Origin of the sequence: Oceanobacillus sojae (genome assembly GCF_007991515.1) — a bacterium.
Lineage (GTDB): Bacteria > Bacillota > Bacilli > Bacillales > Amphibacillaceae > Oceanobacillus > Oceanobacillus sojae.
This window is the reverse complement of record NZ_BJYM01000019.1, coordinates 43,074-62,146: the sequence shown is the minus strand read 5'-3', so window position 1 is coordinate 62,146 and position 19,073 is coordinate 43,074. Positions and strand designations below refer to the sequence as shown.

At 37.4% G+C, this 19,073-nt stretch carries 18 protein-coding genes; 1 reads left to right on the top strand and 17 read right to left on the bottom strand.

Annotation, left to right across the window (positions count from 1 at the left end):
- Positions 1–70 precede the first annotated feature (70 nt).
- The 8 genes from OSO01_RS19195 to OSO01_RS19160 all read right to left on the bottom strand — a co-directional run bounded on the left by OSO01_RS19195 (position 71) and on the right by OSO01_RS19160 (position 6,296).
- Entirely contained in the window at positions 71–1,156 is a 1,086-nt protein-coding gene (locus OSO01_RS19195; RefSeq protein WP_147212097.1) for a sensor histidine kinase, read from the bottom strand.
- On the bottom strand, positions 1,143–1,826 hold the full coding sequence (locus tag OSO01_RS19190) for a response regulator transcription factor (RefSeq protein ID WP_077604052.1): 684 nt from the start codon (positions 1,824–1,826) through the stop codon (positions 1,143–1,145). Before OSO01_RS19190 ends, OSO01_RS19195 begins: the two co-directional genes overlap by 14 nt.
- Before the next feature lie 34 nt (positions 1,827–1,860).
- Complete coding sequence (locus OSO01_RS19185) at positions 1,861–2,451, bottom strand: peroxiredoxin family protein (RefSeq protein WP_147212096.1); 591 nt, start codon at positions 2,449–2,451, stop codon at positions 1,861–1,863.
- Positions 2,452–2,464: 13 nt separating this feature from the next.
- Positions 2,465–3,223 carry a cytochrome c biogenesis CcdA family protein gene (locus tag OSO01_RS19180; RefSeq protein ID WP_147212095.1) on the bottom strand — a complete coding sequence of 253 codons (759 nt, stop codon included), beginning with the start codon at positions 3,221–3,223 and terminating at the stop codon, positions 2,465–2,467.
- Positions 3,220–3,876 (bottom strand): hypothetical protein, encoded by a 657-nt coding sequence (locus OSO01_RS23460; RefSeq protein WP_186813710.1) that lies wholly within the window; start codon positions 3,874–3,876, stop codon positions 3,220–3,222. Before OSO01_RS23460 ends, OSO01_RS19180 begins: the two co-directional genes overlap by 4 nt.
- Before the next feature lie 376 nt (positions 3,877–4,252).
- Positions 4,253–4,816 carry a TetR/AcrR family transcriptional regulator gene (locus tag OSO01_RS19170; protein WP_147212094.1) on the bottom strand — a complete coding sequence of 188 codons (564 nt, stop codon included), beginning with the start codon at positions 4,814–4,816 and terminating at the stop codon, positions 4,253–4,255.
- 21 nt (positions 4,817–4,837) lie between these two features.
- A complete protein-coding gene (locus OSO01_RS19165) occupies positions 4,838–5,608 on the bottom strand; it encodes an SDR family NAD(P)-dependent oxidoreductase (RefSeq protein ID WP_147212093.1) in 771 nt (256 codons plus the stop codon).
- Between the two features lie 283 nt (positions 5,609–5,891).
- Positions 5,892–6,296 carry an OsmC family protein gene (locus OSO01_RS19160; RefSeq protein WP_147212092.1) on the bottom strand — a complete coding sequence of 135 codons (405 nt, stop codon included), beginning with the start codon at positions 6,294–6,296 and terminating at the stop codon, positions 5,892–5,894.
- A gap of 268 nt (positions 6,297–6,564) precedes the next feature.
- Here OSO01_RS19160 and OSO01_RS19155 point away from each other — a divergent pair, with 268 nt between their 5' ends.
- Complete coding sequence (locus tag OSO01_RS19155; RefSeq protein ID WP_307725860.1) at positions 6,565–7,011, top strand: HAD-IIB family hydrolase; 447 nt, start codon at positions 6,565–6,567, stop codon at positions 7,009–7,011.
- Between the two features lie 174 nt (positions 7,012–7,185).
- On the opposite strand, the gene OSO01_RS19150 is transcribed toward OSO01_RS19155, so the two are convergent.
- The 9 genes from OSO01_RS19150 to OSO01_RS19110 all read right to left on the bottom strand — a co-directional run bounded on the left by OSO01_RS19150 (position 7,186) and on the right by OSO01_RS19110 (position 18,989).
- Complete coding sequence (locus OSO01_RS19150) at positions 7,186–8,319, bottom strand: zinc-dependent alcohol dehydrogenase (RefSeq protein ID WP_147212090.1); 1,134 nt, start codon at positions 8,317–8,319, stop codon at positions 7,186–7,188.
- Positions 8,320–8,609: 290 nt separating this feature from the next.
- Positions 8,610–9,848 carry a hemolysin family protein gene (locus OSO01_RS19145; RefSeq protein WP_147212130.1) on the bottom strand — a complete coding sequence of 413 codons (1,239 nt, stop codon included), beginning with the start codon at positions 9,846–9,848 and terminating at the stop codon, positions 8,610–8,612.
- Between the two features lie 503 nt (positions 9,849–10,351).
- Positions 10,352–12,121 (bottom strand): adenine deaminase, encoded by a 1,770-nt coding sequence (locus OSO01_RS19140; protein WP_147212089.1) that lies wholly within the window; start codon positions 12,119–12,121, stop codon positions 10,352–10,354.
- Positions 12,122–12,185: 64 nt separating this feature from the next.
- Positions 12,186–13,727 carry an AbgT family transporter gene (locus OSO01_RS19135; RefSeq protein ID WP_147212088.1) on the bottom strand — a complete coding sequence of 514 codons (1,542 nt, stop codon included), beginning with the start codon at positions 13,725–13,727 and terminating at the stop codon, positions 12,186–12,188.
- A 22-nt stretch (positions 13,728–13,749) separates the two neighbouring features.
- Entirely contained in the window at positions 13,750–15,186 is a 1,437-nt protein-coding gene (locus OSO01_RS19130; RefSeq protein WP_147212087.1) for an amidohydrolase, read from the bottom strand.
- A 683-nt stretch (positions 15,187–15,869) separates the two neighbouring features.
- The gene (locus OSO01_RS19125) at positions 15,870–16,505 is read right to left on the bottom strand and encodes an NAD(P)-dependent oxidoreductase (RefSeq protein WP_147212086.1); all 636 of its coding nucleotides are present in this window, start codon (positions 16,503–16,505) and stop codon (positions 15,870–15,872) included.
- 193 nt (positions 16,506–16,698) lie between these two features.
- A complete protein-coding gene (locus OSO01_RS19120; RefSeq protein WP_147212085.1) occupies positions 16,699–17,286 on the bottom strand; it encodes a TetR/AcrR family transcriptional regulator in 588 nt (195 codons plus the stop codon).
- Between the two features lie 244 nt (positions 17,287–17,530).
- Complete coding sequence (locus OSO01_RS19115) at positions 17,531–18,472, bottom strand: phosphotransferase enzyme family protein (RefSeq protein ID WP_371863311.1); 942 nt, start codon at positions 18,470–18,472, stop codon at positions 17,531–17,533.
- Positions 18,473–18,509: 37 nt separating this feature from the next.
- A complete protein-coding gene (locus OSO01_RS19110; protein WP_147212084.1) occupies positions 18,510–18,989 on the bottom strand; it encodes a PaaI family thioesterase in 480 nt (159 codons plus the stop codon).
- Positions 18,990–19,073 lie beyond the last annotated feature (84 nt).

Sequence of the window (19,073 nt, the reverse complement as noted above, 5' to 3'; positions counted from 1 at the left end):
CAATTAACCTTAATGTTCAATACAAGTTATTATCAACTATCGCTCTTTATAATTTAGTTTTCTCAATAGCTTAGGAACAAGGGATAACAAACCAAAAAGTATGCACATGTGCTTCAGAATGGACGTCTATTTTTCCATAGTGCCGTTCAATGATTTCCTTTGAAATCGCAAGACCTAAACCAGATCCCCCAAATTCCCGTGATCTGGAGGTTTCGATACGATAAAAACGTTCAAAGATTCTCTCGTTATCTTTTTCTGAAAGGGATCTGCCCGGCCCTGTTATAGAAACTTTATATTCATTATGAATCTTTTCACCTTTTATATTAATTGGTCCTGCATCGTCATAATAACGAATCGCATTATCCATTAAATTGCTGATGACCTGAGAAATACTTGTACGATTTATAACAGCAGTACCAGTTTGAATATCTGTTTTTAATTCAATCTGTTTCTTTTCCAAAGGCCAATGAAATATTTTAATTGATCTTTCAATGAATTCCTTCATATTAGTTAGTTCTTTTTCATGAAAAGAATATATTTGCATATCATCCCATTCTTTCAACTGTTCCATTTGCTCCACCAATTGTGTGAGTTTAAATGACTCTGCATAAAGAGATTGATATAAATTCTTATCACCTTCCATTACACCTTTTTGCAAAGCAAGCAAGTAGCCATTTAAATTTGTCAGCGGCGTACGGAATTCATGCGATAAATCGGATACAAGATTTTTTCTTTGTTGCTCATTGGTTTCCAACTGTTGAACCAGATCATTAAAATGGCGAATTAATTCGCCTACTTCTCCGTTCCCCTTTACATGAATGGAGCTGGGGTACTGTCCCTGCTTCATCTCTTTCGTGGATTGAATTAATTCTCTTAATGGCTGGATCATTTTTTTCGTTAAGTAAAAATGGATCAGGCTTCCTAAAATAACAGCAGAAATACTAAATATCCATAAATATTGAAAAAGTGTTGCCTGAAACTGATTTTGTTTTTGCTCAGTCATTGAGGTCAATCCATCTGCCAGCATACAGGCTGTATTGTAAATTGCCCAGCTGCTGAGCATCACAAAAGCTACAATTACAATCATATTAATGACCGTCAGTTGAATTAAAAATCGCTTAGGAAGAAAATTCCTCCCCCATTTATTCTGTAACAAATTTATACCCCATTCCTCGAACTGTCATAATACGCTCTGGTGAAGCTGGATTAGCTTCGATTTTTTTACGTAACTTTTTGATATGAGCATCAATGGTCCGGTCTGATACTAATTTGTTTGCATAAGGATATAATTGCTCCATTAAACTTTCTCTGGAAATCACAACATTTGGATTCTCCATAAAATAATATAAAAGATTAAATTCATGCTTGGTTAATTCTAATTGCGTATTAAATAACAATACTTCCCCTTTTCGAGGCTTAATACAAAGACCATTGTATGCTATTTTTTGGCAAAATTGTCCTGTACGGCGAAGAACAGCTTCTATATGAGCCAGAAGTTCATCCGGGTCAAAGGGCTTCACTAAATAATCGTCCGCTCCGATTTTTAGACCATTAATTTTATCCTCTGTACGTGATTTGGCAGAAAGCATAATAATGGAAACTTCATTACGTTCCTGCTCCCGTAACCATACACAAAATTCTTCCCCGCTTAACTTCGGAAGCATAAGATCTAAAATAATAAGGCAAGGATGCTCTGTTAAAAAAACTTCTTTCGCCTCTTCGCCGTCTGCAGCTGTAAAAACTTCATAGTCTGCTTTTTGTAAATAAATACGGATAAGATCACGAATCAATTTATCATCCTCGACAACTAAAATCGTCTGTTTCATCCCCATTCCTTCCTTCTGCTGTTCTATAAGTAGATTACTCCATTTTTTCAAATTCCTGAACCATAAAATCATAATTCAAAGAACCAAAGGCTTTAAATGACACTACTCCATTAGAGTTTATCATATATGATGTAGGTATGGGCTGGATCATATATTGTTCGGCGACTTCTATTTCCTCGTCTAACAGAATTGGAAAAGTTAACCCATGTTCATTTATAAAATCTTCGACCTGCTGCAGGTTGTTTTCTGTCTCTGTTAAATTAACCGCTAAAATAACAATATCCTTATCTTGATAAAACTCCTCCATATCCGGCATTTCTGCCCGGCATGGCGGACACCATGTTGCCCAGAAATTAATCATGACTTTTTCCCCGCGATAATCAGATAACTTTACAGTTTCTCCATTTAAAGTTTGAAGCTCAAAATCCGGAGCGATATTTCCAACTTCCAGACCAACTTCCGACTCTCCTGATGTAATGTCACTTTCTTCAGTGTTTAACTGTTCTCTCACATCTTCTTCTACAGGTACAAATTCATCCGCAGACTGTCTGCTGGAATCTATAAAATCATACAGTGCCCATCCAATCATTCCGACAACAATAATAGCGAAAATCCATTTTTTCATTGCAACACCCTCCTTAGCCTAACCTTGATAACCATGTATCATCTACCAAATCAAGTAAAAATCCTGAAATAAAAGGCATCCATCCAAAGAACAAAACGATACCCATAATAATCATCATTACTGCTCCAACTTTCATAATGATATTACTATGCCGGACAATCCATCTTGTTTTTCCTATAAATAATGTTAGAACAAGGAATGGTATTGCGAAACCGATAACATACAAAAAAGTGTAAAATATTCCTTGTCCAGGATTACTTGCAGCTAAAAGTAATATAGATCCAAAAATAGGCCCAATACATGGTGTCCAACCGGCAGCAAAGCCTAATCCTACAAAAAATGTTCCGAAATATCCAGCCTGTTTTTTTGTGTAATGGAAACGACGTTCTTTCATCAAAAACGGTATATTTATCCACCCGGCTATAAATAGTCCCATAATGATAATAAAAATCCCGGCTATTCTTTGGATGAACAATCCGGAGTCTCCAAACAGCAAATTTTGTACCCATTGTCCTAAAATAGAAGCTCCTGCTCCCAAACTAATGAACACGAGGGAAACTCCCAACAAAAACAGTAAAGAATGAGCAAATAATTGACGAAGCACCTGAACATTCATATTTCCTTGTAACTCTTTTACACTAATTCCAGTTATGTATGACATGTAGGCCGGAAAAATCGGTAATACACAGGGGGATAAAAAAGATAATATACCTGCTCCCATTGCTAAAAACATACCAGTAAGCAGCATTGTATCTGCCTCAATAATACTCATCGTTTTAACCTCACTTTTATTTTGCAGAATAAATTGATTAACACCAAAAGGCTAATAAAAAAGACGCCAATAAACCATGGTTCCATGATATAGCCAAAAACCATTACGAAAGGTTGAATGAAAGATAAGATTATTATTCCGAGAGACCAGCTGCTTAGAATAATCAGTAACAATAATCTTATTTGTATCCGTTCCCGCAGGAAAAAATATAATATAATCAAAACAGAGAGAAGTAACAGATATCCTAAAGCATATACATTATCTTTCAAAATAATTTCAAGAAATTCGTATAAAAAAGAAGCAACTAAAAATACATGTACAAAGGAATCCATGAATGGTGTCATATCCAATTTCTTTTGCTTCTCCTTATAGACTAGCGTAATAATGCTTGCAAATACTGCAAAATAAAAAGCCTTTGAATCAGCTGGATAAGCTAATATAGTTAATGGATCAGACAGGAAGCTAGAGAGATTCAGAACTATTTTCCCGATCCACATAAAAAGGATAAAATTAATTAGCTGAGATATGATTTCTGCTATATGCTTTTTCTTGGTCTTTGCAGGCAGATCACTCATGATGAATAAGGAAAGACATCCCACTAAAAAACTGGCAGTGACGATTCCTATCGCAATTAGTTTACTTGCTATTGCCATTCAAGTCTTCCTCCATTCCAAATAAACCCTTTCCATTACTATATTAGACAACCAATGTGAAAATTTGATGAAAAGGATTAAACATTTTTTTAGTATATATTTGATAAAATAAGGATGCTGTATCATTCCCCTTGTCTTCTAAAAAGCTTTGAAAGTAAAAACATATTGGAATAAATGAATTGTTCTAAGTAGAGGGGATGTGATGTATAAAAGAAAAGATGATGTCTTTAATGAATAATTAGACATCATCTTTGTATACTTTTGGTTAATCTAACTTTTTAAACCTTCTAATTTCAAAAGCATGTTCCCTGCATGTTTTGACGGGTATCACCAATATCTCGACAGATTAAAGGCAATAACTTTTCACTAGAGACATTTAAAGCGAAGTAATGGAATCAATCTCTTTAGAAACGACGGAATCAAAATAAGAGATATCTCTTGAACTTTGAGTAATTAACTGTACTCCCTGAATCACTACAAATAGATGATTCGCTATTGGACTTGCCTGTTCTTCCGGAATGTGAAACTCTACTAATTTTTTTTGAAGCCATAATACATTTTTATTAAAGAAAGTATTGATCTCTTCCTGTAATTCATTATCCAAAGAAAAAGATTCCATGGATAACATAGAACATAAACATACTTGATTATTTTTCTGTAAACTGCTTTTAAACTGTTCTGTATACGCAGAAAGAACCTCTTCAAGAGAGTTAAGATGACAACATCTTTCATCTAAAGAAGCAAAAAAATGGTTAATATAATGTTCTAACACACTTTTTACAAGATCCAGTTTAGTTGGAAAGTAATAATGGATACTCGCTTTTCTGATACCAACTTTATTCGCAATATCAGCAAAGCTAAAACCATTTATTCCCCGTTCCTGAATCAGCTCTTCCCCTGCTTCAATAATTTTTGTTTCCGTATTTTCTTTTTTTGCCATTCAATCACCTTTATTTTTTTATTAACGCAGTCTTGCTGTAGCTCCGCCATCTACAGGCATCACTGTTCCTGTAACCCAGGAAGCTGATTCACTTGCTAAGAATAAAATAGCATTAGCAACATCTTCCGGCTGGCCATTTCTTTTTAAAGGATGGAATTCATTAAATGAATTTAAAACTTCCGGAACTTCCTCATCTGAAAGGAAATTATTATAAATTGGCGTTTCTACTACCGCAGGAGCTACTGCATTTACCCGAATATTATCTGCTGCTAATTCAACTGCCATATTTTTTGTCAGTGCATGTCTTCCAGCCATAGCAGCAGAGTAAGCAGCTGACGGTGTTGCTTCTACTGGTTGGATTGCCCACATAGAGCCAGTGTTAATAATTGCACCCTGGCCACGTTTCTTCATTTCCGGAATTACTGCCTGTGAAGTGAAAATGGTCCCTTTCACAATCACATCAAGATAAGACTGTACATCTTCCGGTGTATATTCGGTAAATGGAGTTGGAACAAACTTACCAGTATTGTTAACCAGTATATCAACTCCACCAAATAATTCAACTGCTTTTTGAACCAGCTCTTTAGAAGTTTCAGGGTTGCTAATATCACCTGCTACAAAGCTTACTTTTTGGCCGGTTGAATCAATTTCTGCGGCTGTTGTTTTCAATATCTCTTCTCTGCGGCCATTGATGATTACATTAGCGCCTTGATGATAGAATAATTCTGCCGCTTTTCGGCCAATTCCGGTACCTCCGCCTGTGATAATAACTGTTTTATTTTGAAATTGCATATTCGTTTCCTCTCTTTCATTTTATTTTTTCAATTGACATTCTACCTACCAGTAGATAGAATGTCAATTAAAAAAATTTACTATTAATGATAAGCTTATGCTTAACGTTATTTCTAAAGAAAGCTCATAATTCAAATGACTTATGAACTTTCTTACATTATAATTATAGACTATTTTTTTAATATCGCAATATTCAGAAAATAAATTTATGATTTTTATTTTGATACATTACTTGGTGAGAAGGTAATTTCTATTTTAAGTCATCAAATTTACGTTGGGTATTTCAATTAGAATAATTATTAAATCCTGCTTTTACAATAGATTCGGTAATCATAATACTATCTTTAACCGATTGAATCATACCACAATTTTTATGTGTTAATTCTAATGCTTTTTCTAACTTTTTATCGGTTGCGTCTGTCGCGATAACGGTAAATGTCAAATACATTTTTTCAATTCGATTAGCAACATTAGGATTACGTACAATGTTTGCTGTAACTTGAATATCGGAAAAAGTAATCCTCATTTTCTCTAATATTTTCTTTAATGCGAGACCACTACAGCCAGCAATAGAAGATACCATCATCTCGTAAGGCCGATACCCATGTTCACCTTGATTTGAAACTTGTAAATCCCCATATTCAGCAGACGTTTGAAATCCATGCTTATTCATGTTGTATTGAAGCATTTTATTTTCCCCCTTTTAATCTTAACGATAATGGTAGCTTAGCAATGTGAAAATTTAATGAAAATCAAAAGTATATGAGTAAGTTTTTCATAATTATAATGATCCCAAGAATCTAGACATGAAAAAACAACGCTAGGGCAGGCAATAACTCTTTCTTCCTGTTTGTAGCTTTCTATATCATGTTTCTGCTCCTAACACGAATAAAGGTTTAGAATTGTTTCAAAATAAAATATTTTTTCATTTTTCTGTCTGATGTCAGTTAGAATTAATATCTTCTTCTACTTGTTTCTCATCTAAAACTGAAATTTCTGTTTCTGTAATTATATGTCTTCCATCATTTATTGTAGCAAACCATGATATACTTAAATGTTTATGTATGGGAGAACCACAAATGATTAAGCAGCTGGAAATTGAATTAAAAGGTAACTTTCCTCATCTATCTGTGTATAAGTTAAAGGGTACTTATTTGGAAATTATGTCAGGTAATGCTTCAAAATCTAATGCGATTAAAAAGCTAGAAAAACAGTTTAACATTACCAGACAGGAGGTCATAGCTCTTGGAGATAACTTTAATGATATCGATATGTTAAAATATGCCGGTGTTGGGATTGCAATGGGAAATGCATCGGACGAAGTGAAATCAGCTGCAGATGAAATAACTTTAAGTAATGAGGAGGATGGGTTAAAACATGCTCTGAATAAGCATTTTGAATAACTCTCAGATTCATTTTGGAGCGGCTTGTCTTATAGGGCAGACTTATCTTAGTATTGATGTAAATAATAATGCTGTAACTCGTGATTAGCGCGCATCACGAGTTACAAAGGATTTCTATATAGTACTTAAAAACTGATTTGGCTTCAATCAAAATACAGAATTTAAATGGTGCTGCTAGGTCTTTAATACAACTTTAATGCAATTATCTTCCTTTTTATTAAAAATATGGTACCCATGAGAAGCCTCTTCTAAAGGCATCGTATGAGTAATAATTTTTGTCGGATCAATATTCCCGTTCTTTATCATATTGTACAAATCTGGCATATAGTGACGTGCAGGTGCCTGCCCCATTTTTATTGTAATGTTACGAGTGAAAAAAGGGCCTAATGGAAACATATTGTATAGTCCGCCATAAACACCTGTGATTTGTAAGACGCCACTCTTACGCACTGCTTTTGTAGCAATTTGAATCGGCCCTAAAGTTCCCCCTTGCAGCTTTAATTTCTGTTCTGCCCACTCTAGTGGAGACTTTTTACCGTCCATTCCTACACAATCAATAACAACATCTGCCCCGCCTTTAGTAAGCTCTTTTAGAGTCTCCCCCATATCATCATATTGAGTGAAGTCAAATGTTTCTGTTCTGTTTATCTTTTTGGAATGATGGAGCCGGTTGGTAATATAATCAACTGCAATGACACGTTCTGCCCCTTTATCCCATGCAAACTGTTGAGTCATTAATCCAACAGGCCCAGAGCCCAGGACAATAACTGTGTCTCCTTTTTTTACTCCTGCATGCTCCACACTCCAATAAGCAGTTGGAAGGACATCTGATAAAAATAATAAGGATTCATCTTCTAATTCACACTCTTTTGGAATTACAAAAGGAGTATAGTTGCCAAAAGGCACGCGCAGGTACTCTGCTTGTCCGCCCGGATAGTTGCCGAATTTTTCGGAATAACCGAAGTAACCTCCAGAATCATAATGGGGATTAGCGTTATCACACTGACTTTCTAAATCGTGTTCACAGTATTGACAGGTCCCGCAGGCTACGGTAAATGGAATGACAACACGGTCCCCTTTTTTTACTTTTGTAACATCGGGACCTACTTCTTCAACTATTCCCATTGGCTCATGTCCGATAATGTAGCCCTTTGGTAAAGGGAAGTTCCCTTGATATAAATGAAGATCAGAACCGCATATGGCTGTTGAAGTGACTTTTATAATCACATCTTCACGATCTTGTATTTTGGGAGCTTCTACTTTTTTGACGGCAACATCATATTTCCCCTGGTATGTGACTGCTTTCATAATATCCTCCTAACATGTATAAAAGAATGATTAGGGATCTCTTTTACTGCAGTATTCAAGTACTGCCTGAAATCATAATACCCTCCGCTTTAACCGTAACAAGGATTTGTATGCTTATTATTACAGATTTAAACGTTGTAGAGATCCAGCTTCTTTTATTATTCAATGTTAGCTTTCGTTATGTTTACATAGTTTATTCAAACAAACTATTCTGATCGTTGTATTGCTTTATTTTAACTGTTATATCCTTTAAAAATTGCCTGCAGATTTTATTATCTCTGCCAATCACCTTACTCCGGTTTTTTAATTCCTTTTAATATTTTAACTTTACTAATTTTATTCTTGTCGGCATCAAGAATCTCAAATGTTAAATTATCATGCTCAAAAACCTCTCCAATTTGTGGGATATACCCTAGTTGGCTCAGGCAAAAACCAGCTAAATTATCTTCTTCCTCTGGAATATTCGTTTGAAATATAGTGTTAAGGCGGCGTAATGAGATTTTACTGTCACAAATAATCTCATTCTCTGTTTGCTTTTCAATTATTATATCATCAACATCCGTTTCATCTTCAATATCTTGTCCGATCATTGCTTCAATCATTTCTTCCATTGTGATAATGCCTTCTGTACCGCCATATTCGTCATGGACAATTGCGAAGTGTTTTTTCTTTTGCAGCATCTGCTTGTACACATCGCTTACCTGCTGAAATTCATATACATGCAGAGGATTTAAATCAGCAAACGCTGTTACTTGCTTTTCCGGTTCTCGAAACCAGGAAACAAAAAATTTCGAATGAAAGACACCAATAATATTATCAAGATCGCCTTCGTAGACAGGATAACGGCTAAACTGATTTTGTAATAAAATTTTACCCGCTTCCTCAAAATTTGTATCTGCAATAATTCCCTGCACATCAATTCTGGGAGTCTGCAGTATGTCCGCAACATTTAAGTTGGAGAAGTCCAGCACTCCTTTTAAACCATAAACTTCTTCCCTTCCAAACGTTCCTTCTGTATGTCCGATATCCACCATCGCTCTCATATCTGCCTTAGAAATCGTTGTTTGATCATTATTATCTTGTCCAAGGAGTTTAATGGTTGTTTTGGTCAATAGATTTAATAAGAGGATGAATGGCTTTAATATCACGAGAATAATCATAGTTGGATAATAGACTATATGAGCAATTTTTTCAGGAAACGCTGCTGCAATTGATTTTGGCATTACTTCCGCCAGAATAATAATGAGTATTGTTAAAACGGCTGTGGTTATGCCTACATTCCAATTGTATTCGAGTGCCACAATTGTAACCAACGAAGGAAGTACAATGTTTGGTACATTATTTGCAATTAATATACCTGGAATAAATAAATCTGGGTTGTTAACCAGCTTCAATAAGCGTGCGGCTTTTTTATCTCCATTTGTTGCTTTTAGCTTCAGCTTCATTTCATTTGTTGCCGTCAACGCTGTTTCACTGCCAGAAAAATAACTGGAAGCGATAAATAGTAAAATAATTGCAATAATTAACATGGTCAAACTCTTTCACCTACTCTAATTCGATTGTTGTTTACATTTCAATAACTACTTTCTTTATCAAATTATATCAAAACAGGATAGGGATTCCAAAAATGATGATATGACTGTTCATATGTATAGAATGGCAAATCCAAAATGAAAGTTGACCTTTTCTCCATTAAGCGTGTTGTTTATCAAGAAATTTCATCTACGAAAGTCTTAATATGGACTCTTTATTTCAATAAACAAAGCAACGGTCTGGTTAAGCCGTTGCTCATTTACTTTTATTTAATTGTTTTCAACATTGTAGTAGTTTCTACAGACTTCTAGATCTTAATAACTTGTAGATATTTATTGCTTTACCCCAACAACAGATATCGAATCTATCTGAGTGTTTTCTGGAAGAAAAACTCGTATACAATACGAAAGCCAATTTGAATCAGATAGCATTCTGCTTCTATCGTTTTACTGATTGCCAGGATAATGCATATAGCAAGCTCCCGGTTTCACGTCTGATTTTATCCTTCTACAAACAATGGGAGCAATTGTTGTTTATTCACATCAACAAGGCCTAGATTGCTGATACGTATTTCCGGAATAACTGTGAGTGCTAGAGAAGACATTGCCATTGAAGGAGCCCGTCTGCCAACCTTAACGCCCATATCTATAGCTATATTATTAAAATTTATAATAGCAGGTGCGAGTGTTTCAACTGGGAGATCTGACATCAGTCCAGCCACGGGTAAATCTATCGCTGCTTTCACATCCCCATCATCGAATAGAACGAGTCCTCCGCCTGAGGATTCAAGATATTTAGCTGCATGATACATATCTTCTGCGTTTGTACCGACGACTACCAGATTATGGCTGTCATGAGATAATGTTGTCGCATATGCCCCTGTTTTCAGACCTGCATTCTTTAATATACCTACAAAAGGCTTTAGACCTTGACCATGCCGTCCGACTACTGAGGCAAAAACATATCCTTCTGGCAATTTATCGATTATTCCATTTTTCGCGGAAATTTCCAGTACTCCTTTTACTGTAGTGCCGATTGGGGTCATTTCTATCGTATTGATACGAACACTATCCATTCCATTTGGCATGCTGATATTAAAGTCATTCACTTCAATGTCGGGAATCTTTACAGTATCCTCTTTAAGAATTTCAGTTGTTGTCTTGATTCTATTGATTAGCTTGCCGCCTTTCACCTGATGAATACCTTTCGTAAATACATCTGTAACATCCATGTCTTCCAGTGTGTTTACCAGACAAAAATCAGCAATATATCCCGGACCTATACCGCCGCGATGTCTCAAATTAAAACGTTTCGCACCATTTAATGTTGCAAAACGCACGGCAAGCGGTGCGGGGATCCCTTCTTCAATGCATCTTCTGACAACACGATTCATCTGACCGCCCTGGTACATATCACTAGCTTCTATATCATCTGTGCACATAGCAAGGTTTGTTGTATATGGAACTTCACGCCATGCTTCAGCAGCGATATCCGCAAACTGGCTGACACTTGACTCGCGGATGTACACACACATGCCTTGGCGCAGCTTCTCAACAATTTCCTCCGTAGATCGGCTCTCATGATCAGAGTCGATACCTGCGGACATGTAAGCATCCAGATTCTGACCGGTTGTTCTTGGCAAATGCCCTTCATTATAGACACCCTTTTTCAACCCTTCTTCAACAATCCCCGTCATCCGTTCACTCTGGTTGATTACACCGATGTAATCCATAATTTCTGCTATACCGATGACACGCTCTTCCTCTAGCAGCATGCCAATTTCATCCGATCCAAACACAGCGCCGCTTGTTTCAAGACCTGGAACTGCCGGAACAGCAGAAGGTATTGTTACCAGAATATCAATTGGCAAGTTCTTCGTTGCTTCAATCATATATTTGACGCCATCCACACCGAGTACATTTGCAATTTCATGGGGATCAATAACTGCGGTGGTCGTGCCTCTTTCGATCAGCGCTTTGGCGAAGTTAGCCGGAGTCACCATAGTGCTTTCAATATGTACATGACAATCGATAAAACCGGGAACTGCAAATTTCCCACTGCCATCGATTTCCTTCTCTCCTGCAATTTCAAATATAGGGGCATTATCTGTATACCGTGCCACTGCAGCAAAGACATCTTCCTTAATGCCTATATCCGCTGTGTATATTTCAGCGGTAAACACATTCACAAGCTGAACACCGCGGATTACTGTGTCCATTGGAATATCTCCACGTGCAGCAGCAACTACCTGTTCTCTTGAATACATCATTATCTCTCCTCTTCTGCTTACCTATCGTGAAAAAAGATGGAGAGAATATCCCCACCTTTTAAAATTATCCATCTAATCTAATATTAATCCCCGGACCAATCGGCAGATCAAGCAGGAACCATACTATCATCAAGAGTATCCATCCTACCATCAGGGCAATCGTGTAAGGAATCATTGTTGAAATGATAGACCCAAGTCCAGACCTTTTATCATAACGCTTCATGAACCCAAGCACCATGATCAGGTACGGGTTTAAAGGTGTAAGTAGCGCTGTCGATGAATCACCGATTCGATATGCCAGCTGTGTAAACGCCGGATGGAAATCAAGCAGCATGAACATCGGTACAAAAACCGGAGCCATTAGCGCCCACTGGGCTGAACCGCTTGTGATGAACTGGTTCAACATCCCCATCACCAGAATGAATATAATAATCAGCGGTAAGCCGACAAAATTGACTGATTGGAGGTAATCAGCACTATTTACCGCGATAATTGTACTCAGATTCGTCCAGTTGAAGTATGCAATAAACTGCGCAATTGCAAAGACAAGTACAATATATGGCGCCATATCTTTAACTGCACTGGCCATGAAAACCGGGATATCTCCTGACTTCTTAATTGTTTTGGCTGATATTCCATATGTGACCGATACAACGATGAAAAATACAAATATAATCGGCACGATATTTGACAGAAATGGCGATGGAACCAGAACTCCGCCTTCCCCGCGCAAGACGGATGTTTCAGGCCAGATCAAGGCTAGGATAACGCCTATATAAACAAGTGCTGCAATCATGCTGTTCCTGAGTGCTTTTATTTCAATTCTGCCAACTTTCTCCTGCTTCTGTGCCAAAATACCTTCTTCAGCATACTTTGGATCATATTTTCCGAGCCTTGGCTCGATGACTTTCTCAGTTACGAGTCCAACCAGCAGGACAATCAGGAAGACGGATGTTGCCATAAAGAAATAGTTATCAATTGGTGTGATCAGCATATCCTGGTCAATTGCCCGTGCTGCTTCAGTGGTAATTCCGGCCAGCAGGGCATCTGTACCTGCGATAAGCAAATTCGCAGTAAAGCCGCCTACTGCACCGGCGAAACCGGCTGCAATACCGGCAACTGGATGCCTGCCCAAAGAGTAGAATACCATTGCTGCGAGCGGCGGAACAATGACAGCAGCAGCATCGGAAGCTATGTTACCCATAACCGCTACAAAAGCAATAGCATATGTAATCACTGCCCGGGGCGCTTTTTCAATGGTCAGCTTGATTGCTGTATCGAACAATCCAACCCCCTGGGCAACACCTATACCTAACATCATTGTAAGTACAAGCCCGAGCGGTGCAAATCCTGTAAAGTTCTCAAGCATTGTTTCCAAGGCAAACAATAGCCCTTCACCTGACAAAAGGCTCTTAGCCACAACTTCTTCCCCTGTACCCGGATGTGTAACTGAAATATCAAAGGAGGCAACGATTGCCGATATAATAATGATAATCGCTGCAAGATAAACGAATATTAAAAAGGGATGAGGTAACTTGTTACCGAAGCGCTCAATGAAATCCAGTACACGTTGGAACTTGCTTTGTTTATGGTTTGTATCTTCCATGGTACACCTCACTTGTTTAGTATCAATTTAATTTTGAAGGCACCACGCCTTGCGGGATAGGACATACATATTTCTTTCCACCCTTACGCCGGTCAAATTCCGCTTGAGCTTCTTTGATTTTCTCGGGATTATTTAAAACCGCCCCAGCAGTCTGTGCCATAACCTGCGCTGCATGCAACATTCCTTTCGCAGCATAGGTCGTCTTCCCCTGTGTAACTGTTTGCCACGTATGCATCTGTGTGCCGAATGCATAGCATGTTGCCAGGCACTGTACTGTTGGTGCTATCTGACTGACATCTCCGACATCCGTCGAACCGGGAAGAAGATTGTATGCCTTGGAATAAGGTATTGTATTCCCATATAATGCTCCCTCGGATTCAGGGGGTTCCTGTCCAGCTTTATGATATGCATCACTGATTTGTGATTCCGAATACTGGATTTCATCCGGAGTAAGTGATTCCTGAATCTTCTTAGCAAACTCAAGTTCATCAGCCGTGTATGACAGGCCGCCGATTTCTTGAAGCTGTTCCTCCATGACTTCTTCCAGCACATTATTGCGCAAAAAATTGGAGCATGCCTTTTCAAAGTGAATGCTGAGTTCGGTTTCTGTCATGAGTGCTGCGCCTTCAGCGATCTTCTTCACACGCTCATAGATGGCGCCAGCCTTCTCCACACTGACATCGCGCATCAAATATAGAACTTCGGCTTCTCCCTGAACCACATTAGGTGAAATGCCGCCTGTATTTGTAATGGCATAATGCAGCCGTGCAGTATCTTCTACGTGCTCTCTTAAATAATTTGCACCGACATTCATAAGTTCAACAGCATCAAGTGCGCTGCGTCCTAGATGTGGGCTCGATGCAGCATGTGTAGATACACCTTTGAACTTGAATGACACCTGATAGTTTGCTAGTGATTCATTCACCCATACTTGGGTGTATATCCACGGGTGCCAGCATATCGCAAGGTCAATATCATCAAAGACACCCTCACGTGCCATGAATGTTTTACCTGATCCGCCTTCTTCACCGGGACATCCATAAAAACGGATAGTACCTTCAAGATTATGCTCCACCATATAATCTCGTGCAGCAATAGCCGAAGCCATCGCACTTGTGCCAAGCATATGGTGACCGCAGCCATGTCCATTGCCGCCTTCTTCCATTGCTCGCTGTTCAGCAATTCCTGGTTCCTGACTGAGGTTGGACAGGGCATCAAATTCACCTAAAAACGCAATAACAGGACCACCGGACCCATATGAAGCTGCAAATGCAGTATCAATATCTGCAATGCCGCGCTCAACAGCAAAGCCTTTCTGTTCCAAATATGTTGCCAGCACTTCACTGGACTTTGTTTCTTCAAAGCGCAGCTCCGGATTATCCCAAATTTCTCTGGAAATTCTTATGTAATCTTCCTCACTATTTTTTATACTCTTCTGTACTGAATCATATAAAGACATACTTCATCTCCTTTTATTAATGTCATATCATTAAAATTTTTATGATTTCTCCGTCAAACTATTGGTATGGAGGATTTTTTCCACTCAAAGTCAAGCATACCCTCCTTTCTAAAATTTCCTATTGAGACAGGAATTTACTTGGAATGACAAGCATGAAAAGTTATAAATTTTTATGAAGCAAGAGACAGCTGCATCTTTGCACTATGATTTATGCTTGTAAAGATTCCAAGTTAAAGTCTCTAAAATCAGATAGCGTTTTCATATTTTCTTTGACGCTATCGATAATAACAATATATTCTCACAAAACATATGTACGAATAATGAGACATTTTATCATAGTCAGAATTCATAATCAACCATAGTAAAAATTGGTAACCGACTCGATTCGACATAAAAATTCAATTAGGTGAACAGTTATGATAAAGCAAATTGTGATGCCTCCGAACTCAATCTAGAGAAGAAGTTAGCTAGATTTTAAAATTTATTTTGATCCCAAAAACAAATGCATCGTGTTTCATAAAAACATAAAAAACCTCCATTGTTTCTTGAAAAAACGATGGAGGGAAAAATTTGAGAGGAATTTGAAAGGGTGAATATTCCCTCTAAAAGCAATATCGAACTATTTGTACTTGCAAACTTCGTGAAAAGCGTGGTCCATTTGTTATTTTTTCATAAAATATATTCTACTTAGCACAAACATAAGCAACTCTATGAATAGAATCTGGATTTTTCAATTGATCTACTATAGATGCAGCCAAATCCGCCCGGGTTATACGCCCCTTTCCTTTCTTAACAGGTTTATCAAAGCTTATTTGATAACGCCCTTTTGGAACGCCGTTAGTCAGATAAGGCGGCCGGATAATGGTCCAATCAACTGTACTTTGATAGATTTCTTCTTCCATTCGCTGCATGTCACTATATAAATTATGAAATATTCTCCATAAAACTTTAACAAGGATACGCTCTGTAAACGAAGATTCTTCCTTCGATTTAAGTGTTTCAGCAGATAAGCAAATCAGTCGATTAACTCCTGATTTCTTCATTTCTTTTATTATATTTGCCATACCTTCCGAGTAAACCGTTGTCGGCTGGCGGTGATTTCCGCCAAGAACTGATAATACGGCCTCTTTTCCAGTCAGCTTTCCTTCTATGGCAGCTGGATTTAAAACATCCCCTCTTATAACTTCCAGACGTGTTCCGGATAATTCTAACTTTTCCGGGTTTCGTACGATTGCTGTTACTTCATGACCTTCTAGAAGTAATTGCTTTACTAATGGAATTCCTGTATCACCAGTGGCTCCAAATACAACAATTTTCATATAAAACACCTCTCAATAATAAATGTTAGTTAGTAACAACTAACATTTATTATAAATTTTTTATTATGACTGCCATACCGGCAATAAGCGTTTGAGCAATAATACAAACAGCATAGATCCATGCTAAAATAAGAAACACTTGCCTGGAATAATAAACACGATTAGTGGAGTCCGCTAATTTTAAACACCTCCTTTACGGTTGAAGTCCATAACAAAATGTTTGTACACTATTTTTAATAAACTCCTCCTTTGCTACAGTGATAAATTTTTCTTTCCATAATGCAGTAGAAATAAAATAGCTGAACAAGGTCGCTAAAAATATAGATGCCTGCGTATAAGAATCTGTTTGCTTCATCTTCCCTTCCTCCTGCATGGTATTAAAATATGCCGTGATATATCCTTTTAACTGCTCTGTGTTGTCAGACACCAGATCGACTAATTCAGGCATTGATGCTCTTTCTTGAACAGCAATTAAACAAATAGATTCATAACGCTTCATAAGGTCAAGGTATAAATTGGCTATCTGCAGCAAATCTTTTTCCAAATTCCAAACAATGTCTTTATCAAGTATCTGCTTAAACCCGGGAACAACCGTATTTCTTTCAATCGCTGCCTCCAGAACTCCTTTTTTTGTTTCAAAGTGGCGAAAAATCGTCATTTCGCTTACATTAGCTGCATCTGCAATTTCCTTAATGGTCACTGGCTGGAATCCTTTTTCCTTCATTAATTGAAGTGCAGATTGTAATATCCTGTCTGATGTACTTAATTTATTCTTCGACATAACGTCACCTCCACTTTCAGAAATGTATGTTATTGATAACTAACATTTTATTGGTTACTATTCTATCTTTTCATACAAATAAAGTCAATGTTTTAATTTGAAGTTAGTTATAAACCAGTTGTTTTCGGTAATGCTTTAATCAGCAGGAACCTGAAGTGCCTCTTCCCTTCTGCTTTTTCATTACCGTTCAACTAACTGGCTCTATTAACCAATCTACCGCTTCCATAGCAGCGTTTCATAAATATCAGCTTTCAAAAAAAGAAGACTCTAGTTCTATCCTTATTCTAAAATGATTCATTATTCTTATCTGTTCTTCAGTCAGCTTTTCTTTATCCCAGTACATATGCATTATGTTGTATTCAAACAATTCTTTTAATTTAATAAATAAGGGCAGTTTATCTAACGTTTCCAAAGGCAGATCATTTTCCTCCTGATATCCCTCAATGATTGCTTTTGTAATACCCCGTCCGTATTCAGCTATGTTGCCTCCGCCTGCAAATGAATACTCCACTGCACTGTATATAGGAACTGCTAGATCGTAAATATAATAATGCTTTTCACAATCTTGAAAATCAACCATTGTTACATTCGAATTTTCATCCACCAATATGTTTTCCAGCCATAAATCACCATGTAACAACCCATAATTCGAATTATTTTGAGGAATTTGTTTTATAGTTGATAAAACCTCTTCTGCAACATCTCTGATAGTGGATTCTTCTTCAGGAATATATTTTAGAAAGTTGTATTCCTCATTATCATGCCAATCATTAATATGTTTAATTGGATACAGTTCTTCAAACTTTCGGGACAAACGATGCAATTTACCAATTTGTCTGCCTAATTCTTTTAGTATATCTACATTCCATTGATTTCTTGGTAAATGTACACCAGGCGCTGCTTTATAAAGCACTGTTAAGAGTTCACGGTTATTATAAATCAGTTTTTCTACTGTATTCCCATTGAAAGAAGATATTGTTGGTGATACTCCCAATCCTTTCTTACACAGGAAATCTGTATAATTAACTTCCTCCAGCTGTTCATCAAAGCTTTTATAGTTTGTAATTCTTGCAAAGTAATTGCCTTCTTCTGAAATGCATCGAAATATCTCATCTGTTACCGCTTCTGTCTTAATGAAACGAATTGGATATAGTTTATTAAGTTCTGTAAGTATCTCCTGACTCAAAATTATCCTTCTCCTCTTATAACAATCTTCCAATATATTATTTTAAAAATGTACTGGGCATAACAACAAGTTCTACCACTCCACGGGCACAAAGAACATCATTAGCAGACACCTCTGTATGCACCTTCCATCTTTTAGGATGGATTTCTTCAACTGTCCCAATTGCTTTTAAGGGAACATCCTGTGGAGTCGGCTTAAGGAATTCAACATTTAGGGAAGCGGTAACAAACCTTGGCGGTACAGTCCCATCGCCGATTTCATTTCCATTCTTGCGGTGTAATGCAAGTGCAGCAGATCCAGAACCATGACAATCCATTAAGGAAGCTATCAGTCCACCATAAATAAAACCCGGGATTCCCATATACTTTGATTCAGGTGTAAAGATAGTAACTGTTTTATCTCCCTGCCATCCGGTTCGAAGGTGATGGCCATCTTCATTTAACCGGCCGCACCCATAACACCAGGAGAAATCATCAGGGTAAATATCCTGTATCGCTTTTTCAATTTTTTCTTCCATTATTCATCCTCCTCGCATAATCAGCTTAAGTAAATCTATTGCATTATAAGTAAGCGCTTTATTTCATTGTACTATAACTACTAT

Excerpts from the sequence above, each read along its gene's own strand:
- OSO01_RS19190 (WP_077604052.1), bottom strand. The coding sequence starts at position 1,826 with ATGAAACAGACGATTTTAGTTGTCGAGGATGATAAATTGATTCGTGAT.
- OSO01_RS19185 (WP_147212096.1), bottom strand. The coding sequence starts at position 2,451 with ATGAAAAAATGGATTTTCGCTATTATTGTTGTCGGAATGATTGGATGG.
- OSO01_RS19180 (WP_147212095.1), bottom strand. The coding sequence starts at position 3,223 with ATGAGTATTATTGAGGCAGATACAATGCTGCTTACTGGTATGTTTTTA.
- OSO01_RS23460 (WP_186813710.1), bottom strand. The coding sequence starts at position 3,876 with ATGGCAATAGCAAGTAAACTAATTGCGATAGGAATCGTCACTGCCAGT.
- OSO01_RS19170 (WP_147212094.1), bottom strand. The coding sequence starts at position 4,816 with ATGGCAAAAAAAGAAAATACGGAAACAAAAATTATTGAAGCAGGGGAA.
- OSO01_RS19165 (WP_147212093.1), bottom strand. The coding sequence starts at position 5,608 with ATGCAATTTCAAAATAAAACAGTTATTATCACAGGCGGAGGTACCGGA.
- OSO01_RS19160 (WP_147212092.1), bottom strand. The coding sequence starts at position 6,296 with ATGCTTCAATACAACATGAATAAGCATGGATTTCAAACGTCTGCTGAA.
- OSO01_RS19150 (WP_147212090.1), bottom strand. The coding sequence starts at position 8,319 with ATGAAAGCAGTCACATACCAGGGGAAATATGATGTTGCCGTCAAAAAA.
- OSO01_RS19145 (WP_147212130.1), bottom strand. The coding sequence starts at position 9,848 with ATGTTAATTATTGCAATTATTTTACTATTTATCGCTTCCAGTTATTTT.
- OSO01_RS19140 (WP_147212089.1), bottom strand. The coding sequence starts at position 12,121 with ATGATGTATTCAAGAGAACAGGTAGTTGCTGCTGCACGTGGAGATATT.
- OSO01_RS19135 (WP_147212088.1), bottom strand. The coding sequence starts at position 13,727 with ATGGAAGATACAAACCATAAACAAAGCAAGTTCCAACGTGTACTGGAT.
- OSO01_RS19130 (WP_147212087.1), bottom strand. The coding sequence starts at position 15,186 with ATGTCTTTATATGATTCAGTACAGAAGAGTATAAAAAATAGTGAGGAA.
- OSO01_RS19125 (WP_147212086.1), bottom strand. The coding sequence starts at position 16,505 with ATGAAAATTGTTGTATTTGGAGCCACTGGTGATACAGGAATTCCATTA.
- OSO01_RS19120 (WP_147212085.1), bottom strand. The coding sequence starts at position 17,286 with ATGTCGAAGAATAAATTAAGTACATCAGACAGGATATTACAATCTGCA.
- OSO01_RS19110 (WP_147212084.1), bottom strand. The coding sequence starts at position 18,989 with ATGGAAGAAAAAATTGAAAAAGCGATACAGGATATTTACCCTGATGAT.